Below are 20,885 nucleotides of genomic sequence, written 5' to 3' on the forward strand. Positions count from 1 at the left end.
TCGCAGGTTCAAATCCTGTCCCCGCAATTTGGTCCGGTAGTTCAGTTGGTTAGAATGCCTGCCTGTCACGCAGGAGGTCGCGGGTTCGAGTCCCGTCCGGACCGCCATTTATATTGTAAAATGAGTACGAAACAAGGTTTCGTCTTTTTTTATGCCCTTTTTTGCTCAATTGTAAAAAATCAGGTAAACTACATATGGAATAGGCACCCTTAGGAGCAATCCTAAGGTTTTTTTTGCAGATAAATAAGGTAAAATGAAGATATGTGCCACGATGTTAAAATAAAAAGGTGATTGAATGAAACAATTTGAACGAATTACAACAGATTCTGAGGAGACTTCCCTATTTGCCGAAAGATTTGCTGGACGTTTACAACCAGGGGATGTCATCGCACTGGAAGGTGATTTAGGTGCAGGAAAGACAACCTTCACAAAGGGGTTGGCTAAAGGCTTAGAAATTAAGAAGACCGTCAACAGCCCGACATTTACCATTATTAAAGAATATAAAGGAAAATTGCCATTATATCATATGGATGTCTATCGGGTTGCGGATGCCTTTGAAGACCTAGGATTTGATGAATACTTTGAAGGGGACGGAGTGACGGTAGTGGAATGGGCCCATTTGATTGAAGAGCAGCTTCCCGAGGAAAGACTAACCATCTTCCTGTATCGTGAAGAAGGGGACCGGAGACGAATGGTTTTCAAACCACAAGGAAGAAGATATGAGCAATTATGTAAGGAGACATTTTCATGACCATATTAGCGATTGACACTTCTAATTATGCATTAGGAGTTGCGCTTTTAGACGAAAACCAAGTACTTGGTGAATATATCACTAATTTAAAAAAGAACCATTCAGTTCGAATTATGCCTGCTATTCAAACACTGATGAAAGATTGTGAGCGGGTGCCTGCTGATATAACGAAGATTGTGGTAGCCAAAGGACCAGGCTCCTACACAGGTGTTCGAATTGGGGTTACCATTGCTAAAACGTTAGCATGGACCCTAAACATACCACTTGTCGGTATTTCGAGCCTTGAAATCCTAGCAGCAGGTGTCAGCCGTTATTTTAATGGATTTGTTTCGCCTCTATTTGATGCTAGAAGGGGACAAGTGTATACCGGATTATACCAAAATGAAGGTAGTGAATTCCTAACGATTCAAGAGGATCGCTTGGTTATGTTAGCGGATTGGGCAGAGTCTCTAAAAGGGGCAGGTAAATCAATCTTATTTATCGGGAATGATTTATCACTCCATCAGGCAACAATCGCTGACCATTTGGGATCTCAGGCTGTTTTTGCAACGATTACGGAGCATAATCCTCGTCCATCTGAGCTTGCCCTTCTTGGCAGGGATAAACCTGGGGAGGACATACATTCTTTTGTTCCAAATTATATCCGTTTAGCTGAAGCAGAAGCGAAATGGTTAGAAGCGAAAGGAAAAATATGAAATGGATAGGAATAGAGAGTTATGGTAGATTCATTTGTTTTTCGTAACATGAGGGAAGAGGATATTGACCAAATCTTAGAAGTAGAGCATGCATCCTTTACGACTCCATGGAGTCGTGAAGCTTTCTATAATGAATTACACAATAATCGATTTGCTGTTTATATTGTCTTAGAAGAAAATAATAAAATTCTTGGATACTGCGGGGCATGGATTGTCATTGACGAAGCCCATGTCACGAATGTAGCAATCCTGCCTGAATTTAGGGGCCGAAAACTGGGGGAAGCTATATTGCGAAATATGATGTCAGTAGCCCGGGAGATGGGAGCAAAGAGCATGACACTTGAAGTGCGTGTGTCCAATCATGTGGCACAATCTCTATATCGAAAGCTAGGCTTTCAAAATGGAGGAATCCGTAAAAATTATTATTCTGATAATCAGGAAGATGGTTTAGTGATGTGGGTAAATTTATGATAAAAGATCAATGGATTATGGGAATCGAAACAAGCTGTGATGAGACTGCTGTCGCAATCATTAAAAATGGCCGTGAAATTGTTGCCAACGTTGTGGCATCGCAGATTGAAAGTCATAAACGTTTTGGTGGTGTTGTGCCGGAGATTGCTTCCCGCCACCATGTTGAGCAAATTACCATTGTTACGGAGGAAGCATTAAAACAAGCAAATATTACATTTGCTGAAATTGATGCAATTGCTGTCACAGAGGGACCTGGGTTAGTCGGTGCCCTGTTAATCGGGGTAAATGCTGCGAAGGCATTAGCTTTTGCTCAAAATAAACCATTAGTTCCCGTTCACCATATTGCGGGGCATATTTATGCAAATCGTCTGGTAACCGAAATGAAATTCCCGCTCCTTGCTCTCGTCGTTTCAGGCGGGCACACAGAGCTGGTTTATATGAAGGAACATGGTCATTTTGAAGTGATTGGAGAAACAAGGGACGACGCCGCAGGGGAAGCCTACGACAAGGTAGCGCGAACATTGAATATGCCATACCCTGGCGGACCTCATATCGATCGTTTGGCGCAGACTGGAAATCCGACGATTAACTTACCTAGGGCATGGCTGGAGGAAGGCTCCTATGATTTTAGTTTTAGCGGTTTAAAGTCTGCAGTTATTAATACGGTCCATAATGCTGAGCAACGCGGTGAAGTGATTGCCCCTGAAGACTTGGCTGCAAGTTTTCAAGACAGCGTCATTGAAGTGCTAGTCACAAAAACAGAAAAGGCTGTCGCGGAATACGGTGTGGAGCAAGTTTTAGTTGCCGGCGGGGTTGCCGCGAATAAAGGACTTAGACAGGCATTAGAGAAGGTTTTTTCACAGAAACCTGGGATTGATTTAGTCATCCCGCCATTATCGTTATGTACAGATAATGCTGCAATGATTGCTGCGGCGGGTAGTGTGATGTTTGAAAAGGGAATTCGAGCAAATTTGACGTTAAACGCCAATCCTGGACTTGATATTGGATTATATAATTAAAAACTCTTCTGGATAAGAAGAGTTTTTTTGTTGATAAGATTTTTTGAACATTCATTGAAATAAACTTAAATGTGGATAAGTGGACAGTTTTCTGTGTATAATGTGGATAAGTAGGGTTATAATTGTGGATATTGTGGAAAAGTAAAAAATGCATTGAAAATACTCTGTTTACAATGTGAATAAGATTGTGGAAAAGTGAATAATTTTTATAAAAGTGCATGTATCGAATGTTGTCGATATATGTCTTATTAGAAAGAAAAAAACCGAGCGATGCTCGGTTTTTACTCTGCCAGCTCCGCCCAAGCTTCCATTAGTTGCTCGAGTTCCGCTTTGGCTTTTTCATTTTTTAAATTGATTTCTAGTACTTTTTCATGGTTTTGAAAGATATCAGGATCACAGAGTTGCTGTTCGAATTCCTGAATTTGTTCTTCCAGTTCTTCTATTCTTTGTTCCACTTCTTCTAATTTTCGTTTCCGCTGGCGTTCTTGTTTCTTACTTTCCTTATCCTGTTGATAAGTATTTTTCTCAAATGTCTCCGATTGTGCAGATCCTTTTTGAAAATCCGCTAGTGCTAAGGCAGCAAGTTCTTCCTGCTCTAATTTCTTCTCTACATAATAATCATAATCCCCTAAATACTCTGTACTGCCATGGCGGCTCAGTTCTAAGACCTTTGTGGCAATTCGGTTAATAAAATACCTGTCATGTGAGACAAAAAGAATCGTGCCTGGGTAATCGATTAATGCATTCTCAAGAACTTCCTTGCTATCTAAATCCAAGTGGTTGGTAGGCTCATCCAAAATTAAAACATTGGCTTTTTCTAACATAAGCTTAGCCAAAGCAAGTCGAGCTTTCTCTCCGCCGCTTAAAGTGGAGACAATTTTCAAGACATCGTCACCGGAAAATAAGAAATTACCAAGAACCGTTCGAATCTCTTTTTCGTTTTTTAACGGATAATCATCCCAGAGTTCATTCAAAACACGTTTGTTGGAGGTTAATTCCGCCTGTTCCTGATCGTAATATCCGATAGAAAGGTTTGTTCCATAGAGAATGGTTCCATCTAGGGCCGGCAGCTTTTTAATAATGGTTTTTAATAAGGTTGATTTACCGATTCCATTTGGGCCCACTAAGGCAATGCTTTCTCCTTTATAGGCACGAAAAGAAATGGCTTCTGAAACCTTTTCACCCTTATAACCGACAGCAAGGGAATCAACCGTTAACACATCATTACCGCTTTGTTTTTCAATTTCAAACGAGAAATTTGCCGACTTTTCATCCCCTAAAGGCCGGTCCATCAGCTCCATCTTCTCTAACTTTTTACGACGGCTTTGGGCACGTTTGGTCGTTGATGCACGTGCTAAATTCCGGTTGATAAAATCCTGAAGATCCGCCACCTCTTGCTGTTGTTTTTCAAAAAGCTTTAAATCACGCTCATAATTTGCCGCTTTTTGATCAAGGTAGGAACTATAGTTGCCTGTAAAGCGTTGGATTTGCTTGCGGGAGACCTCATAGACCTGCGTAACCACCTTATCTAAAAAATAGCGGTCATGGGAGACAATTAAAATAGCCCCGTGATAACTTTGCAAATATTGCTCCAGCCAGGAAAGTGTATCAATATCAAGATGGTTGGTCGGCTCGTCCAATATTAAGATATCGGGCTTGGTTAATAGCAGCTTACCAAGGGCAAGACGCGTTTTCTGCCCGCCGCTTAAGCTGGATATCATTAAGGTCTTGTCTGGAAAATTTAATCCATGCAGGACCGAACGAAGCTCTGCCTCGTATTGATATCCACCCTGCTCTTTAAATTTCACTTGAAGATGGTCGTACTCTTTCAGGATTCTCTCGTACCTTCCATTGTCTTCAAATACACGGGGATCGGCCATTTGTTCTTCAAGGGTCCGGAGTGACTTTTCCATTAAACGCAGCGGTTCAAAAACAGTCAGCATCTCGTCCCATATTGACAAATTGGACTCTAAACCAGTATTTTGTGCTAAATAGCCAATCATTACTTCTTTTGGTTTGATGATTTCACCGCCATCATGCGACAAGTGGCCAGCAATAATCTTCAATAATGTCGATTTTCCTGCACCATTGCGCCCAACTAGAGCCACACGGTCTCGAGTTTGTAATTCTAATTTAATATTCGATAAAATAAGGTCAGCACCATAATATTTTTGTAGTTGATTAACCTGTAACAAAATCATCTCATTCACCTCTATTACATAGGTTAAGTGTACCTTATTCCCGGAATGTCGGCAATCAACTGCGAAGCAGATTAGCTTGATGAAAGTCTTAAAATCGACAAAAACCTTGAATTTCGTTCAAAGTTTCACAGACAGATAAGGAAAAATAGTGTATGATTTGAAGGGAGGATTTTTTATATGGCAGAATTTACGCATTTTAATGAAGAAGGCCGAGCAAAAATGGTCGACGTCAGTGATAAGCCCGAAACAGCGCGGACGGCAATTGCTCATTCCAGTATTATTGTTAAGAAAGAAATTTACGATAGAATTACGAATAACGAGATAAAAAAAGGCGATGTCTTAGCAGTGGCTCAGGTAGCTGCGGTCATGGCAGCAAAGAAGACGTGGGATTTGATTCCGATGTGTCATCCGATTCCCTTAACAGGTGTTAATATTTCTTTTTCCTGGGAACAGGAATCTGAAGAGAATTTTCGTTTAAATATTTCTGCAGCCGTTAAAACCAAGGGGAATACAGGAGTGGAAATGGAAGCGTTAACAGCTGCTTCTGCGTGCGCTTTAACGGTTTATGATATGTGCAAAGCCGTTGATAAAGGTATGGTGATTGGACCCACTTACCTTGTCGAAAAAACGGGTGGTAAAAATGGTGATTTTAAGAGACACGAAAAAGTTAAATGATTTTTAACTAAATTATCCATGGGGTGTGGGAGATTATGAGTAATGAAACAATGAAAATACCACAGGCGACAGCCAAACGGCTGCCCCTTTATTACCGATTTCTTAAAAACCTGCATTCTTCCGGTAAGCAAAGGGTTTCATCAGCCGAACTAAGTGAGGCTGTAAAGGTAGACTCAGCCACAATTCGCCGCGATTTTTCTTATTTCGGGGCATTGGGGAAAAAAGGTTATGGATATAATGTCAATTATTTGATTTCTTTCTTTCGTAAAACCTTGGACCAGGATGAACTGACAAAGGTTGCCTTAATAGGAGTAGGGAATCTGGGCACCGCATTTTTAAACTATAATTTTTTAAAAAATAATAACACAAAAATAGAATGTGCCTTTGATGTGGATCCAGAAAAAATGGGAACGACGATACGTGAAGTCCCGGTTTATCATATGGATGAATTGGAGAAGGTTTTATCTGAGGGAGATATATCCGTTGCGATATTAACGGTGCCAGCTCCAGTTGCACAGATGATTACTGATCGACTTGTGAGTTCAAATGTAAAGGGGATATTAAACTTTACGCCAGCACGCTTAAATGTTCCTCCACAAATTAGGGTCCATCATATTGACTTAGCAGTGGAACTGCAATCGCTTGTTTATTTTTTAAAGCATTATCCGACGGTGGAATTCGAGGAAGAAGAACAATAATTAGTTAAGAGCTTTTCACAAATTTGTGGAAAGCTCTTTTTTGTGTTTAAAACGCGATTTAGATATGTATTAAAAAGTGCGATGTCCTCACCCCTATTTTACTCATAAGTTAAAGAAAGCTAGAAGAGAAAAGGTCTTTCGCGTTAATCAACGTGAAGGGCTTTTTTTTATGAATCATGAGTATCCCCCTAGCTAAAGTAAAGCTAGGGTTATTTTTCTGTTTTTGATAATTAGGACAACCTAATATTTACAATTGTACTTTACAAACGTAACAGTGTTATGTTACATTGTTTCTGGAAAGGGGTTTTCATTATGAGTGAGGAGTTAATCTCAAAGAAAGACCTATTAGAATTAGCAGGAATATCCTATGGGCAGCTATATAGATGGAAACGAAAGGACTTAATCCCGGAAGAATGGTTTGTACGCAAGTCTACGTTTACAGGGCAAGAAACATTTTTTCCTAAGGAAAAGATCTTAGAAAGAATCGAAAAAATCCAAACGATGAAGGAGAACTTATCCTTAGATGAGCTAGCGGATATGTTCTCTCCAAATGTAGCAAATTTAAATTATAGCAAAGATCAATTAATAAGACGTAACATTGTTTCGACAGCTGTTGTCGATTTTTACTTAGAACATGAAAAGGGCAGTCTGGATTTTAATTTTACGAGGATTCTAGAAGTGTTTGTATTAGAGAAATTGCTTCAATCAGGTGAAATAAACCTAGATGAAGGGAAAATGGTCTTGCAGGTGTTAAAGGACCATGGAGCATTAATTAAGCAAAAAAGCTGTGAGTTAGTGATTACTAGGAAGTTGGGGATGTCATCCTGTCTATTACTCATAAATGCAGAAGAATTTCACTTTGAACGTGGTACGAAGGTAGTCACTGCACTGTCGCTGATGAAGTGCATGGAAGAGATTAAAGCGAAATTATTATAAAGGAGAATGACGATGGATACGAAAAGCAGAGGGGACTTGGTGATTAATGGCTTTGGTGCATCCAACGGGGGGCAGTTCCGCGTTGTTAAATTAAATGGCAGAGGGACGATTAACAGTGATTTAGAGTGTATGGAACTTGATTGTAATGGTTCAGGTATTCTATATGGCAATGTTATCTCTGAGAAAGTAAAGGTGAACGGGAATGGGAGGTTCAGAGGGAATCTCGAGGCCCAAAACCTATCGATTGATGGATCAGCACGGATCGATAAAAACCTAACAGTGGAAAAAATAAAGATCTCTGGTAAAGGAATGATAGGCGGCAGGGTCAAAAGTGAGGAAATAAAAATTCAAGGGACCTTTACGGTAAGTGAAGATTGTGAAGCGGAAATTTTTATAGCAGAATCGCAGTTTACGATTGGCGGACTTCTAAATGCCGACTATATCGACATAAAGATGTTTGGAGAATGTAAAGCAAAAGAAGTCGGCGGGCAAACGATTACGGTAAAGCAGAAAGGTTCATCCTTAGTCGGTAATTTGCTTAAATCCTTTTATAAACCACAGCTGGAAGCGGAATTAATCGAAGGGGACAAAATTGAACTCGAGAATACTACCGCTAAAATCGTCCGTGGAAACCAGGTAAAGATTGGTCCAAATTGTCAGATTGGTCTAGTTGAGTATACAGAGGAATTTTTTATGGATAAAAAGGCCGTTGTTGCTGAAAACAGAAAGATTTAATTAGGAGGGAAAAGCGAGATGATGGAAAGGAACGGAAATCTTATTATCAATGGATCGGGAAGCTACCCTGGCGGCCGTTATGATAAAATCAGTATCCGCGGGGAAGGGACCATAATGACTGATGTGGAATGTTCAGCTTTCAATGTTTATGGCACAAGTGAAGCCGCTGAAAATGTGAAAACAGGCTCAGTAAAAGTATTTGGTGAAGCTGAGGTCAAAAGGAATATGGAAGCCAAGGATACACTTGTAATGGGAACGATGATGGTCGGCGGCAATGCTCACATGAAAAAAATCAAAATTTTAGGATTGCTGGAAGTCGGCGAAGGACTTACTGGAGATGAGGCAAACATTAAAGGTAGTATTGCGGTGAATGGTGATGTAGAATATGAGACATTTGACTCAAGTGGTGGTTTTGAGATTAAAGGCTTACTAACGGCGGATACCATTAAGGTTGGTCTTCGGTTTGGGCAGAGCAGTGCCGAGGAAATCGGCGGCGGGAAAATCACCGTGAAAAAAAGGAGTAACACACTGCTGCCCTTTGGAAAAGAGATTGGGTTCCTTAGTGCAAAAGTGATTGAAGGGGATGACATTTATCTTGAAAATACAAAAGCAGATATTGTCCGCGGTAACAAGGTGAAAATTGGCCCCGGCTGTCAAATTGGAGTGGTAGAATACAGGGACGATTTTACACATGATTCAAAGGCAGCGGTAAAAATAACGACAAAGATATAAGGGAGAAATGTGATGGTAACGAAAGAGAGTAAATTAGGATTAGTGGTTGCGGGGTTATTGCTGGGGATTTTGATGGCATCGATGGATAATACGATTGTTGTTACAGCGATGGGAACGATTGTTGGCGATCTTGGGGGACTAGAAAGCTTTGTCTGGGTTGTTTCCGCGTATATGGTCGCTGAGATGGCGGGGATGCCTATCTTTGGTAAGCTATCAGATATGTATGGGCGAAAAAGATTCTTTATTTTTGGATTGATCCTGTTTATGGCTGGTTCGGCATTGTGCGGAACAGCTGAAACAATCACGCAATTAAGCATTTATCGGGCGATCCAGGGAATTGGCGGCGGAGCGCTGGTACCGATTGCCTTTACGATCATGTTTGACTTGTTTCCTCCTGAAAAGCGTGGGAAAATGGGCGGTCTGTTCGGAGCAGTATTTGGTTTATCGAGTATTTTTGGGCCATTGCTTGGGGCGTATATAACAGACTATATCAGCTGGCATTGGATTTTCTATATTAACATGCCTCTAGGGATTCTATCACTAATCTTTATTACCATCGCTTATAAAGAATCTCCAATTCACAAAAAACAAATTATTGATTGGTCGGGAGCTATAACCTTGGTTGGAGCGGTTGTTTGTTTAATGTTTGCGCTTGAACTTGGGGGACAGAAATATGACTGGGATTCTACGGTGATTTTGAGCTTGTTTGGTGGATTTGGGCTTCTGTTTTTAATCTTTTTATTTGTGGAGACTAAAGCGAAGGATCCTATTATATCGTTTTCGATGTTTAGGAACCGCTTGTTTGCAGGCAGTACGATTGTTGGTTTATTTTACGGGGCAGCCTTTATGGCAGCAACAGTTTACATCCCGATTTTTGTGCAAGGGGTGTATGGTGGAACGGCCACCAACTCAGGGTTGATATTATTGCCAATGATGCTCGGTTCGGTCGTTACCGCACAAGCGGGCGGTTTCTTAACAACGAAGATGAGTTACCGAAACATCATGTTTATCTCCGGAGTGATATTGATTGGCGGCTTATTGTTATTGAGCACGATTTCACCGGATACAAAGAGAGCGGTATTGACGCTTTACATGATAATTATCGGTTTAGGGGTCGGCTTCTCCTTTTCGGTGTTAAGCATGGCAGCGATTCATCCGTTTGGAATGGAACAAAGGGGCTCTGCCACATCGACAAGTAACTTTATACGTTCCTTAGGAATGACGATCGGGATTACGATTTTTGGTACGATTCAACGAAGTGATCTTAAAGAAGGATTGGAAAATGCTTTTGCTGGAATGGGACCGATGCCTAAGGGACAAAGTTTCGGAGATTCGCGGGCCTTATTATCGGAGGAAGCAAGAAAACTAATTCCCTCACCAATTCTCGACAAAATCACAGATGCACTCGCAAATTCCATCGTCCACACATTCACATGGGCACTCGTCCCAGCAGGTTTAGCTTTCCTATTTATCTTTATCCTTGGGAAAGAGCGGATGGTCATTAACAAGGGGCAAGTGTCGAAATAAGTGTTGAAAAAGTAACTGATTCAAATTAGGTGAAAAAAAGCCTTTTTGAGTCAGTTTTTTCGTGAAAAGCAAATTATTTGTGATGTGAGACTTACTTATGAGCATTGGTCCTGGATATTAGTAAAGTTTTTGCCTGTTTTTTTATGGGGTTTTCAAGTTGTGATTGGTTCTATCGGCGAATTTACTTGTCTAATCAGCGAATAGGAGAGTTTAATCGGCGAATTTGGACTTCCAATCAGCGAATTGAAAAAAGGTGTCAGGCACCATGTGAAGAATTCACATGAGGCCTGACACCTTAATTTTTTTTCTGATTCTTTTTCTTTAACTGATCTTTGTATTTGATGTGAAAGATGATCATTTTTAGGCCTGAGCCAAAGTCAAAGGTGGCTAATAATATAAGGAGGTAACTGAAAAACCCCCAGCCGTTGCTTTGAACATGATCAATGGCGAAGTAAGTAAATAAGCCGCCAAGTAGAAAGTATATCAATCCGGAAAACAGTGGTGATCGTCTCATAGAAATCCTCCGATAAAGTTTTGAACAGCCTCGGCTTGTCTTTGCAGCCGTTCAATATCGTCTTTATATATAGACTGAACCAAGACAACCATGGTATTCATCGCGACATGGGCAAATATTGGCACGAAAATGGATTTAGTCATGACATAAAGAAAAGCGAACGTAAAGCCCATCGCGGAATAAAGCAAAATGTGCTGGAATTCCATATGTGCAGCAGCAAAAATGACCGAACTAATAAGTGCAGAGATAAAGAAGTTATAGCGATTATGAAGCGATCCGAAAATGATTTTACGAAAAACGATTTCCTCTAAGATGGGTCCAATGATACTCGTAACAATAATCGCCAAGGGAAAAGCCTCGATAATCTTCAGAATCCCTTTTGTGTTTTCAGAACCCATTTCTACCCCTAATAGATTCTCAATGATTGCCGCAACATATTGGGCAAAAAGCGCAAGGAAGATGCCGGCAAAGGCCCAGATCACTGAATGGCCAATTGAACCTTCCTTTTTGCGAAAGCTGTGATCGTTCATTTCCTTCCGCAGCATTAAAAGAATGATTAATAAGGCAATTGTAAAACTAGCGAGGAGCCATGAAGGAACCGCAAGGCTTTGGTTAATCCCAAAATATTTAAATCCATACAAAAACAGTGGTACACCGATTAGACTGGAAAACTGCATGGCGATGTAAACAATTATGATCATCCAATAATTCCGTTTCAAATATCTAGTCCCCTTTAGATTCCATTTTATAAACTTTGCCGAGTAGGTCATTATAATCATCCATTTTCAAGGATGCCAAATCGCTCAAACCTTAATTTATACTATTCTTCATTTTACTCTTAAAACCAGGATTGTTTCAATTTAGAAACCTTTTTAAAAAAAAGGTATAGAATATCGTGGTTTTAGCATACTTAATAAGGTTGTCAGAAGGGATCATTCGACGGTTTCGCTTTTCGATTTTTTTTGTAAAATTTTATGCTTCACACTTGCAAAAGATTTTGAGATTCATTATTATAATAATTGTGTTAGCACTCATTAATAGAGAGTGCTAATAAGTCAGAATTACATATATCTTTGAGGAGGTTGTTTGATTTGTTAAGACCATTAGGTGATCGTATTATCATTGAGCTTGTTGAATCAGAAGAAAAAACTGCAAGCGGGATCGTATTACCGGATTCAGCGAAAGAAAAGCCTCAAGAAGGAAAAGTTGTTGCCGTTGGTACTGGCCGCGTACTTGAAAGCGGAGAGCGTGTAGCACTTGAAGTTTCTGTAGGTGATCGTATCATCTTCTCAAAATACGGCGGTACAGAAGTTAAATATCAAGGTACTGAATACTTAATCCTGCGCGAATCAGATATTCTTGCAGTCGTTGGCGCTTAATTAGAAAAAGTGCAGCGCCCTCTAATAGCTAATACGAGGGCGTTCGAGCCTGACAAATAGATAAGTTTACAATAAACAGTTAAACAATATGAGGAGGTTTTTAAACAATGGCTAAAGAGATTATGTTTAGTGAAGATGCACGCCGCAAAATGCTTAGTGGTGTTGATGCTCTAGCAAATGCAGTAAAAGTTACTCTTGGACCTAAAGGACGCAACGTGGTTCTTGAGAAAAAATTCGGTTCACCACTAATCACAAATGACGGTGTAACAATTGCAAAAGAAATCGAATTAGAAGATGCATTCGAAAACATGGGTGCAAAACTTGTTGCTGAAGTAGCAAGCAAAACAAACGATGTTGCCGGTGACGGTACAACAACTGCAACTGTTCTAGCTCAAGCGATGATTCGCGAAGGCTTAAAGAACGTAACTGCTGGTGCGAACCCAATGGGTATTCGTAAAGGGATCGAAAAAGCTGTTGCAACTGCTGTTCAAGAATTAAAAGCTATTTCTAAACCAATTGAAAGCAAAGAGTCAATCGCACAAGTTGCTTCTATCTCTGCTGCGGACGAAGAAGTTGGCCAATTAATTGCTGAAGCAATGGAGCGCGTTGGCAACGACGGCGTTATCACGATTGAAGAATCTAAAGGCTTCACAACTGAATTAGATGTAGTAGAAGGTATGCAATTTGACCGTGGTTACACTTCTGCTTACATGGTAACTAACACTGATAAAATGGAAGCTGTTTTAGAAAATCCATATATCTTAATCACTGATAAAAAGATTTCTAGCATTCAAGAAATCCTTCCAGTTCTTGAGCAAGTAGTCCAACAAGGCAAGCCGCTATTATTAGTTGCTGAAGATGTTGAAGGTGAAGCACTTTCTACTTTAGTAGTTAACAAGCTTCGCGGAACATTCAATGCTGTTGCTGTTAAGGCTCCTGGCTTTGGTGATCGTCGTAAAGCAATGCTTGAGGATATCGCAGCATTAACTGGCGGTGAAGTGATCACTGAAGAGTTAGGCCGTGAACTTAAAACTACACAAATCGGTTCTTTAGGCCGTGCGGCTAAAGTTGTTGTAACAAAAGAAAATACAACAATCGTCGAAGGCGCAGGAGATACTAATGAGATCGCTGCACGTGTGAACCAAATCCGTGTTCAATTAGAAGAAACTACTTCTGAATTTGACCGTGAAAAATTACAAGAGCGTTTAGCTAAACTAGCTGGCGGTGTGGCAGTAATCAAAGTTGGTGCTGCAACTGAGACTGAATTAAAAGAGCGCAAACTTCGTATCGAAGACGCATTAAACTCTACTCGCGCTGCAGTTGAAGAAGGTATCGTATCTGGTGGTGGTGTAGCCCTTCTTAACGTATACAGCAAAGTAGCTGAAATCCAAGCTGAAGGCGACGTAGCAACTGGTATCAACATCGTATTACGTGCGATGGAAGAGCCTGTACGCACAATCGCTCACAACGCTGGTCTTGAAGGATCTGTTATCGTTGACCGCTTAAAGCGCGAAGAAATCGGGACTGGTTTCAACGCTGCAAACGGCGAATGGGTAAACATGATTCAAGCTGGTATCGTTGACCCAACTAAAGTAACTCGTTCTGCATTACAAAACGCTGCATCTGTAGCTGCTATGTTCTTAACAACTGAAGCAGTTGTTGCTGACAAACCAGAGCCAGCTGGCTCAGGCATGGGTATGCCTGACATGGGCGGCATGGGTGGAATGGGCGGCATGATGTAATTAACATCTTAAAGCCTTGAAGAAGTGAGGTTTTTAATTAGAGAAGGTCTTTCATCAGTTTACTCAACTGGTGGGAGGCCTTTTCTTCCATATTGGCGGTCATATGAGCATAGATATTCATAGTCGTATTAATATTTAAATGTCCTTCCACTGTTGTATTTCTTTAATTCCTACTCCAGCTTTGAATAATAGTGAAGTGTGAGTATGACGGAATGAGTGAGGTGTAATGTTTTTTTAGATTCCTGTTTTTTCAACAGTCGTTTAAGTCGGGTCTCAACTAATTTTCTTAATTTTGGGTGTCCATCTCCACGAGAGAAAATAAATCCGTTATCCTGGTAACCAGACCGTTTTTTAATTTAATTTCATTCTGTTTAATCCGGTGCTTATTTAACATGTTAATCAGCATTTCATCAATCTTGATTATACGGACAGAACCCTTTGTTTTTGGTGTTAAATAAGACTGTTCCGAAGTCCTTTTTCATATTTCAAAATATGTTTGTGAAATACCTAGTTACTTTTGCTTGACTAAGAATTAGTTATGACTTTAAGTAATTCCAATATTTTTCAAAATATAGGTTGACAATTTCTCTAGCGGGCATTATATTTGTGTCTATAAAGAAAAAAGCCGAGTAAACTAGTAGGTTAAGTATGGATAAATGATTTCGATAAGCATATTATTCTGCACTTCACTTTTAGTCTATATTATTTTCATAGAATACCTTTGTAAAAATAAATTATTTTGCCGGTCGGACTACTGAAGGCTCCTATCTCAATTAAATGAGATTAGGAGCCTTTTTTGTTAGTTTTACCAGAATAGAAAGAAAAAAATGATGAAATATGCCGATTGGACCGCCAAAGGCTTTTCAAACAAATAGGCGCCTTTTTTATTAAAATCACGTCCAGTGATGTGGAAAGTATATGACTCATTGGTGGGAGGTGACATGTAGAGATCATATTTACATTAGAAGGACTTGCAGTTTTTATTGGTCATTTTTTCAAGAGGGCATTAAACACATCTATTTAGCCAGTCATTCAAGGAGAATGACTGACTAAATAAATGGTTGTTTAAAAGACAAAAAACAGGGGTGAAATAAGTGAAAAAGAGTTTTAAAAGTTTCTTAAGCATCATTTTTCTAGTGATGATTCTTTCAGCTTGTGCTCTAGACTCATCAAGTTCAAAACAATCTGCTGTACCAGAAAAGAAAGTAAATACGCCTGCAAAGGACACAGGAGTCAAAGAATTTAAGGCAACAAACCTTTCAGCATTACCTGAAAAGGCCAAATCCCGAAAGGATTTATTTATTGCAGGAATATCAGCCCCCGGCGGTGTTTTTTTACCGTATTTCTATGAAAATGGATGGGATGGGAATGCCACGAGTCCCATTTTTGCTCCATTGGTTGACCTGGATAAAGAAGGTAAGCCTGTTGGAATTCTAGCTGATAAGTGGGACGTATCCAGTGACCAGCTTACATATACATTTCATTTAAGAAAAGGATTAACATTTAGTGATGGCTCTCCTTTAACAGCGGATGATGTTGCCTTTACCTTAACATTGCTGCATGACCCAGCATATGAAGGATACCAAGATATATCTCTTGCTGCCATTAAAGGCGGTAAGGAATACAAAGAAGGAAAAGCAAAAACAATTGAAGGTATCAAAGTAAAAGATAAGCAGACTATTGAAATTACAACCACGGAAGTAAACGCGAAGGCGCTTCTTCTATTAGGCGGTCAAGTGTTATCAAAAGCCTATTATGGCAATGACTATGAATATGGAAAACTTGATTATTTAAAGGATCTTTATTCAAAACCGCTTGGTGCAGGTCCATACAAATTTATCAAATATGTCCCAGATCAAGAAATCCGTTATGAAGCAAACGAACATTATTATGCAGGGAAACCAAAGACAAAAAATTTAATCTTTAAAGTCATCGATACTTCGACCTCACTTCAATTATTTGAAACAGGAGAGCTTGATTATGCTAGCTTCTCTGCAGATGACGATACAGTAGGACAATTGCAAAGCTTAGGATTTGCTAATGTCCGAGTAGGTCCAGTTAACGACTTTGGCCTTATTTATGTAAATAATTCTCGACCACAATTTAAGGATAAGGAAGTTCGACAGGCGCTTATTTATGGTTTGGACCGTCAAAAGATTGTAGATGTCAAATTTAAAAATTATGGTGAAGTAGCTAATGTACCAGTTTCAAAGGTTTCATGGGCTTATAACGATGAAGGTATTAATAAATATGAGTTTAATGCTAGCAAAGCAAAAGAATTACTAGATCAAGCAGGTTGGAAGGTAGGAAAAGATGGAATTCGTGAAAAAGACGGAAAACCATTTGTTATTCACTACCTAACGAGAACGGCGGAAGACCCCATCATCCCTATTGCTAAGGAAAACTATGAAGATATTGGTATTAAATTTGAACCTGAGATTATGGACTTTAATGCATTAATAGCAAAGTTAAACAAAAAAGATTATGACTTTGCGTCCGTATCGACTTCACAAATTTTAGATCCAAGTGACCCTGTAGAAGAATTTGCTACGAATAACCCGAATAATGCTGCCGGTTATTCGAATCCAAAGGTAGATGAACTTATCAAAAAGGGGCTCAATACATTAGATATAGAAAAACGTAAAGAAATCTACCATGAGTTATATAAAGAATTGAGTGAAGATCCGCCTGTCATTTTGGTTCATTACCGTCAAAGTGCAAGAGCCATTAGTGGTCAAATCCAAGGTTTAATTCCTGATAATTACACAGGCATCGGTGCTAGCTTACCAAACATTTCGATTAAAAAGTAATGATTGAGTGCCTGGCCAAAAAGCTAGGCACTTTCAATGTTGGGGGAGTTTAAATGAAACAGTATGTATTACAGCGATTTTTACAAATGATCGTGATATTATTTGGAACATCTTTTATTATATTCTTCTTGTTTGCTATTCTTCCGGGTGACTTCATTGATTCCAATATTAGTTTGACACCGCAAAGGGCTCAAGAATTAAAGTCCCTTTACGGCCTGGACCAACCTATATTACACAGATATTTAAACTGGCTCGGAAATGCTCTTCATGGTGATTTCGGCTACTCATTAAAACATCAGGATAAGGTCCTATCACTTTTAAATAAATATGTCTGGAATTCTTTTTTTGTTGCCATTTTTGCTCTCATATTAACGTGGTCTATTGCTTTATTAACGGGTGTATTATCTGCGATCAAGCAATACTCTTGGTTTGATGGTGCCGTAACATTTTTGGTGTTTGCAGCGATGTCGTTTCCATCCTTCTTCATTAGTTTGCTCTTTATTAAATGGTTTGGAGTGGACCTTCAGATATTGCCGATTGGAGGAATGATTGATACGGGCAGTGATAATACAGGATTTTCCTATTTACTTGAAGTGGGAAAACATATGATTCTTCCAGTAACCATCTTAACCCTTTTAAGTGTCGGATCTTTGACCCGATATTTTAGAACAGGAATGCTTGAAGTGATTCGCCTGGATTATATTAGGACAGCTAGGGCAAAAGGCTTGAAAGAACGTGTCGTTATTTTTAAACATGCTTTAAAAAATGCGATACTTCCAGCGATTACACTTCTTGCATTTGAACTGCCCGGTCTTTTTTCCGGAGCGATTATCATGGAGCAAATCTTCAATTGGCCGGGGGTTGGAAGAATTCAACTAGAATCTGTAAGTTTCCGCGACTATCCCGTTTTAATGGCCTTTACAATGTTTTTATCTTGTCTGACTATCATTGGAAACTTTTTAGCAGATGTTACCTATGCAGCGGTTGATCCAAGAATTCGGTTGAGATAGGAGGAAATAAAATGGAAACACACAGTTTACTTGTAAAACAACAAATTTCGAAGTCAAAAGTTAAATCGCCATCTTTATGGAAGCAGACTTATCATCGCTTAAAGAAGAATAAAATGGCGATGGTCAGCCTTTTTTTTCTGGTATTTATGTTTTTGCTTAGCTTCATCGGGCCGTACTTCTCACCTTACATACTTGACAGAACCGACGTAGCCAATATGAACCAGCCGCCTAGTGCATCACATTGGCTAGGGACGGATAGTTATGGGAGGGATGTTCTGACAAGATTAATGATGGCAGGACAAATATCGTTAACGATTGGGATTGCCGCCATGTTCTTATCCATTATCATTGGCAGTTTATTAGGTGCCATTTCAGGTTTTTATCGTGGAATTGTCGATCTAGTGATTATGAGATTAGCTGATATATTGATGTCCATTCCTGGTTTACCACTCCTGTTGATGATGGGAGCCATACTATCTGAATGGAAGGTACCAGCTGAATATCGACTTTATCTCATCATGATTATGCTCAGCTTCGTTGGGTGGCCAGGTCTTGCCCGCCTAGTGAGGGGGCAAATTTTATCTTTAAAGGAGCAGCCTTTTATGCAAGCAACAGAGGTGCTCGGTTTAAGTGACCGTCGTAAAATATTCCATCATCTTATACCAAACACGGTCCCTATCCTCCTAGTTGTAGGGACCTTAAATGTGGCAGGTTCGATACTAAGCGAATCGGTTCTTAGTTATCTCGGGCTCGGTGTTGTTCCCCCCACACCGTCTTGGGGTAATATGATGGATGCAGCCAATAATTTTATGGATTTCAGAAAACGGCCTTGGCTTTGGATTCCACCAGGGACAGCCATATTCCTAACAGTGGTTTCGATCAATCTGCTTGGAGACGGACTAAGAGACGTGCTTGATCCAAAATTAAGAAGGTAGGTGAGGGGTTATGAGTGAAATGTTGTTAGAAGTAAATCATCTTGTCACGAACTTTCACACAGAAAACGGCATTGTTCAAGCAGTGAATGACGTTAGCTTCTCCATCCGTGAAGGTGAAACTGTTTGTATCGTTGGCGAGTCTGGCTGTGGTAAGAGTATAACCGCATTATCTTTGATGCAGCTCATTCCTGAAAACGGAAAAGTGGAAGGTGGAGAAATTCATTTTGCTGGTAATAATTTATTGCAATTAACGAAAAAGGATATCCGCCGTCTCAGAGGGAATGAAATTGGCATGATTTTTCAAGAGCCAATGACTTCTTTAAATCCCGTCTTTACGATTGGAGAACAAATGATTGAGTCGATTATGGAACATCTATTACTCAGTAAAAAGAATGCATATAAAAAAGCAAAAGAGCTGATCACGATGTTGGGAATTCCCAATGCAGAAAAAATGATTCAACTTTATCCTCATGAATTAAGTGGAGGGATGCTGCAGCGGATTATGATTGCTATTGCCCTTAGCTGTAACCCGAAACTAATTATTGCGGATGAACCAACAACTGCACTTGATGTTACGATTCAAGCTCAAATTTTGGATTTACTAAGAGACGTTAAAAAAGAGTTTAACACATCTATATTGTTAATAACCCATGATTTAGGGGTCGTAGCTGAAATGGCAGATTATGTCGTTGTCATGTATGCAGGAAAAGTAGTAGAAGAAGGACCTGTTCTTAAACTTTTCGCCGACCCGAAGCACCCTTACACAAAGGGCTTACTCAAAGCTAAACCTGTGATAGGCGAACGAAAGGAACGACTATATACAATAGCAGGTCAAGTACCTAATTTAACAGATTTAAAAGATGGATGTTATTTCGCTGATCGATGTGAGCATGTCAAGGAAATTTGCCGTAGGAAACAGCCAGTTTTAACGGACGTAGGTCAATATCAAAAGACGGCGTGCTGGCTGTATAAGGAAGGTGCAGGATGAGTGATACATTACTAGAGGTTAATAATCTAAAAAAATATTATACTTCATCAAAAGGTTTGTTTAAAAATTTTAGCGATTCAGTTAAAGCAGTTGATGGAGTAAGTTTTACGATTAAAAAAGGGGAAGTCTTCGGCCTGGTAGGTGAATCAGGAAGCGGTAAGTCTACCATAGGCAAAACCATATTACGCATTCAAGATAAAACAGCAGGAGAAGTAAAATATAAGGGACAGGACATCTTTGAACTTTCCAAAAAAGAACTACGTCATTTACGTGTCCAAACACAACTGGTATTCCAAGATCCATTTAGTTCATTAAACCCAAGAATCAGGGTAGGTGATGCTATTGGTGAAGCCGTGGTGGAGCACGGGATTGTTTCAAAACAAGAGGTCCGCGAGCATGTGTTAGAGGTTATGGAAAAGTGTGGTTTATCCCCTTTCCATTTTGATCGGTACCCACATGAATTTTCCGGAGGTCAAAGACAGCGTATTGTCATTGCCCGTGCTATGGCCTTAAATCCAGAATTCATTGTGATGGATGAACCTGTTGCATCTCTTGATGTATCTATACAAGCTCAAATCATTAATCTTTTTAGTGACCTCCAAAGGGAAAATGGGCTTTCATATTTGTTTATTTCCCATGATTTAAGTGTGGTCGAACATTTATGTACGAAAATTGCCATTATGTATTTAGGTAATATTGTGGAATTAGCATCAAAAGAAGAACTATTTAATCAACCACAACACCCTTATACCAAAGCACTCCTTTCAGCAGTTCCAATACCAGATCCAACGGCTAAAAGAGAACGTATTTTATTAAAAGGGGATATTCCAAGTCCCATTTATCCGCCTTCCGGTTGTAAATTTCGAACAAGATGCCCAGCAGCAACTAATTTGTGTTCGGGAAAAATACCAGAATATCGTGAAGTAGACAGAGACCATTTTGTTGCATGTCATTATGTTTAACGATGTTTAAACATTCAATAGAGATAAATTCAGGGCTAACCTGATCTTGTCTTTTTTTGGCTTAAATCCTTCACACTGGTAATGATGAATAGGAGGAGCCGTGTG

At 39.7% G+C, this 20,885-nt stretch carries 20 protein-coding genes and 2 tRNA genes (1 of these 22 cut by a window edge); 19 read left to right on the forward strand and 3 right to left on the reverse strand.

What is annotated here, in order from left to right:
• The 6 genes from QNH17_RS01305 to tsaD all read left to right on the forward strand — a co-directional run.
• Positions 1 to 27: transfer RNA gene (locus QNH17_RS01305), tRNA-Met, on the forward strand (it extends 47 nt beyond the left edge of the window).
• Between the two features lie 3 nt (positions 28 to 30).
• Positions 31 to 107: transfer RNA gene (locus tag QNH17_RS01310), tRNA-Asp, on the forward strand.
• 188 nt (positions 108 to 295) lie between these two features.
• Entirely contained in the window at positions 296 to 751 is a 456-nt protein-coding gene (tsaE, locus tag QNH17_RS01315) for a tRNA (adenosine(37)-N6)-threonylcarbamoyltransferase complex ATPase subunit type 1 TsaE (protein ID WP_283877036.1), read from the forward strand.
• Positions 748 to 1,446 (forward strand): tRNA (adenosine(37)-N6)-threonylcarbamoyltransferase complex dimerization subunit type 1 TsaB, encoded by a 699-nt coding sequence (gene tsaB, locus QNH17_RS01320; protein ID WP_283877037.1) that lies wholly within the window; start codon positions 748 to 750, stop codon positions 1,444 to 1,446. Before tsaE ends, tsaB begins: the two co-directional genes overlap by 4 nt.
• A 21-nt stretch (positions 1,447 to 1,467) precedes the next feature.
• Complete coding sequence (rimI, locus tag QNH17_RS01325) at positions 1,468 to 1,917, forward strand: ribosomal protein S18-alanine N-acetyltransferase (protein ID WP_283877038.1); 450 nt, start codon at positions 1,468 to 1,470, stop codon at positions 1,915 to 1,917.
• Positions 1,914 to 2,936 carry a tRNA (adenosine(37)-N6)-threonylcarbamoyltransferase complex transferase subunit TsaD gene (tsaD, locus tag QNH17_RS01330; protein WP_283877039.1) on the forward strand — a complete coding sequence of 341 codons (1,023 nt, stop codon included), beginning with the start codon at positions 1,914 to 1,916 and terminating at the stop codon, positions 2,934 to 2,936. Before rimI ends, tsaD begins: the two co-directional genes overlap by 4 nt.
• Positions 2,937 to 3,217: 281 nt before the next feature.
• On the opposite strand, the gene QNH17_RS01335 is transcribed toward tsaD, so the two are convergent.
• Positions 3,218 to 5,137, reverse strand: coding sequence for an ABC transporter ATP-binding protein (locus tag QNH17_RS01335; protein ID WP_283877040.1), 1,920 nt, complete (start codon positions 5,135 to 5,137; stop codon positions 3,218 to 3,220).
• Positions 5,138 to 5,314: 177 nt separating this feature from the next.
• On the opposite strand from QNH17_RS01335, the gene moaC reads away from it, so the two are divergent.
• The 6 genes from moaC to QNH17_RS01365 all read left to right on the forward strand — a co-directional run bounded on the left by moaC (position 5,315) and on the right by QNH17_RS01365 (position 10,440).
• Positions 5,315 to 5,812 carry a cyclic pyranopterin monophosphate synthase MoaC gene (moaC, locus tag QNH17_RS01340; RefSeq protein ID WP_283877041.1) on the forward strand — a complete coding sequence of 166 codons (498 nt, stop codon included), beginning with the start codon at positions 5,315 to 5,317 and terminating at the stop codon, positions 5,810 to 5,812.
• 35 nt (positions 5,813 to 5,847) lie between these two features.
• A complete protein-coding gene (locus QNH17_RS01345) occupies positions 5,848 to 6,510 on the forward strand; it encodes a redox-sensing transcriptional repressor Rex (RefSeq protein WP_283877042.1) in 663 nt (220 codons plus the stop codon).
• 312 nt (positions 6,511 to 6,822) lie between these two features.
• Entirely contained in the window at positions 6,823 to 7,446 is a 624-nt protein-coding gene (locus QNH17_RS01350) for a YhbD family protein (RefSeq protein ID WP_283877043.1), read from the forward strand.
• Positions 7,447 to 7,458: 12 nt separating this feature from the next.
• Positions 7,459 to 8,181 carry a bactofilin family protein gene (locus QNH17_RS01355; RefSeq protein ID WP_283877044.1) on the forward strand — a complete coding sequence of 241 codons (723 nt, stop codon included), beginning with the start codon at positions 7,459 to 7,461 and terminating at the stop codon, positions 8,179 to 8,181.
• Positions 8,182 to 8,199: 18 nt separating this feature from the next.
• Positions 8,200 to 8,913: a cytoplasmic protein gene (locus tag QNH17_RS01360; RefSeq protein ID WP_283877045.1), complete on the forward strand. Its 714-nt coding sequence runs from the start codon at positions 8,200 to 8,202 to the stop codon at positions 8,911 to 8,913.
• A gap of 12 nt (positions 8,914 to 8,925) precedes the next feature.
• Entirely contained in the window at positions 8,926 to 10,440 is a 1,515-nt protein-coding gene (locus tag QNH17_RS01365; protein ID WP_283877046.1) for an MDR family MFS transporter, read from the forward strand.
• Between the two features lie 295 nt (positions 10,441 to 10,735).
• Here the strand turns inward: QNH17_RS01365 and QNH17_RS01370 are convergent, their stop codons facing one another.
• Both QNH17_RS01370 and QNH17_RS01375 read right to left on the reverse strand, forming a co-directional pair.
• Positions 10,736 to 10,954, reverse strand: a complete 219-nt coding sequence (locus tag QNH17_RS01370) for a YdiK family protein (protein WP_283877047.1) — start codon at positions 10,952 to 10,954, stop codon at positions 10,736 to 10,738.
• A complete protein-coding gene (locus QNH17_RS01375; RefSeq protein ID WP_283877048.1) occupies positions 10,951 to 11,673 on the reverse strand; it encodes a CPBP family intramembrane glutamic endopeptidase in 723 nt (240 codons plus the stop codon). The genes QNH17_RS01370 and QNH17_RS01375 overlap by 4 nt, the downstream gene beginning before the upstream one ends.
• A gap of 372 nt (positions 11,674 to 12,045) precedes the next feature.
• Between QNH17_RS01375 and groES the strand changes: the two genes are divergently transcribed.
• The 7 genes from groES (at position 12,046) to QNH17_RS01410 (ending at position 20,780) form a co-directional block, all read left to right on the forward strand.
• Positions 12,046 to 12,333, forward strand: coding sequence for a co-chaperone GroES (gene groES / locus QNH17_RS01380; protein WP_026565252.1), 288 nt, complete (start codon positions 12,046 to 12,048; stop codon positions 12,331 to 12,333).
• Positions 12,334 to 12,440: 107 nt separating this feature from the next.
• Positions 12,441 to 14,075 carry a chaperonin GroEL gene (groL, locus tag QNH17_RS01385; protein WP_283877049.1) on the forward strand — a complete coding sequence of 545 codons (1,635 nt, stop codon included), beginning with the start codon at positions 12,441 to 12,443 and terminating at the stop codon, positions 14,073 to 14,075.
• A 1,139-nt stretch (positions 14,076 to 15,214) separates the two neighbouring features.
• A complete protein-coding gene (locus QNH17_RS01390; protein WP_283879401.1) occupies positions 15,215 to 16,885 on the forward strand; it encodes an ABC transporter substrate-binding protein in 1,671 nt (556 codons plus the stop codon).
• 53 nt (positions 16,886 to 16,938) lie between these two features.
• Positions 16,939 to 17,895: an ABC transporter permease gene (locus tag QNH17_RS01395; RefSeq protein ID WP_283877050.1), complete on the forward strand. Its 957-nt coding sequence runs from the start codon at positions 16,939 to 16,941 to the stop codon at positions 17,893 to 17,895.
• Between the two features lie 11 nt (positions 17,896 to 17,906).
• Positions 17,907 to 18,830 carry an oligopeptide ABC transporter permease gene (gene opp4C / locus QNH17_RS01400; RefSeq protein WP_283877051.1) on the forward strand — a complete coding sequence of 308 codons (924 nt, stop codon included), beginning with the start codon at positions 17,907 to 17,909 and terminating at the stop codon, positions 18,828 to 18,830.
• Positions 18,831 to 18,840: 10 nt separating this feature from the next.
• On the forward strand, positions 18,841 to 19,818 hold the full coding sequence (locus QNH17_RS01405; RefSeq protein ID WP_283877052.1) for an ABC transporter ATP-binding protein: 978 nt from the start codon (positions 18,841 to 18,843) through the stop codon (positions 19,816 to 19,818).
• Entirely contained in the window at positions 19,815 to 20,780 is a 966-nt protein-coding gene (locus tag QNH17_RS01410) for an ABC transporter ATP-binding protein (protein WP_283877053.1), read from the forward strand. The genes QNH17_RS01405 and QNH17_RS01410 overlap by 4 nt, the downstream gene beginning before the upstream one ends.
• The last annotated feature ends 105 nt before the right edge of the window (positions 20,781 to 20,885 follow it).

The organism is Neobacillus sp. SuZ13, from assembly GCF_030123365.1.
In the GTDB taxonomy this organism is placed as follows: Bacteria; Bacillota; Bacilli; order Bacillales; family Cytobacillaceae; genus Neobacillus.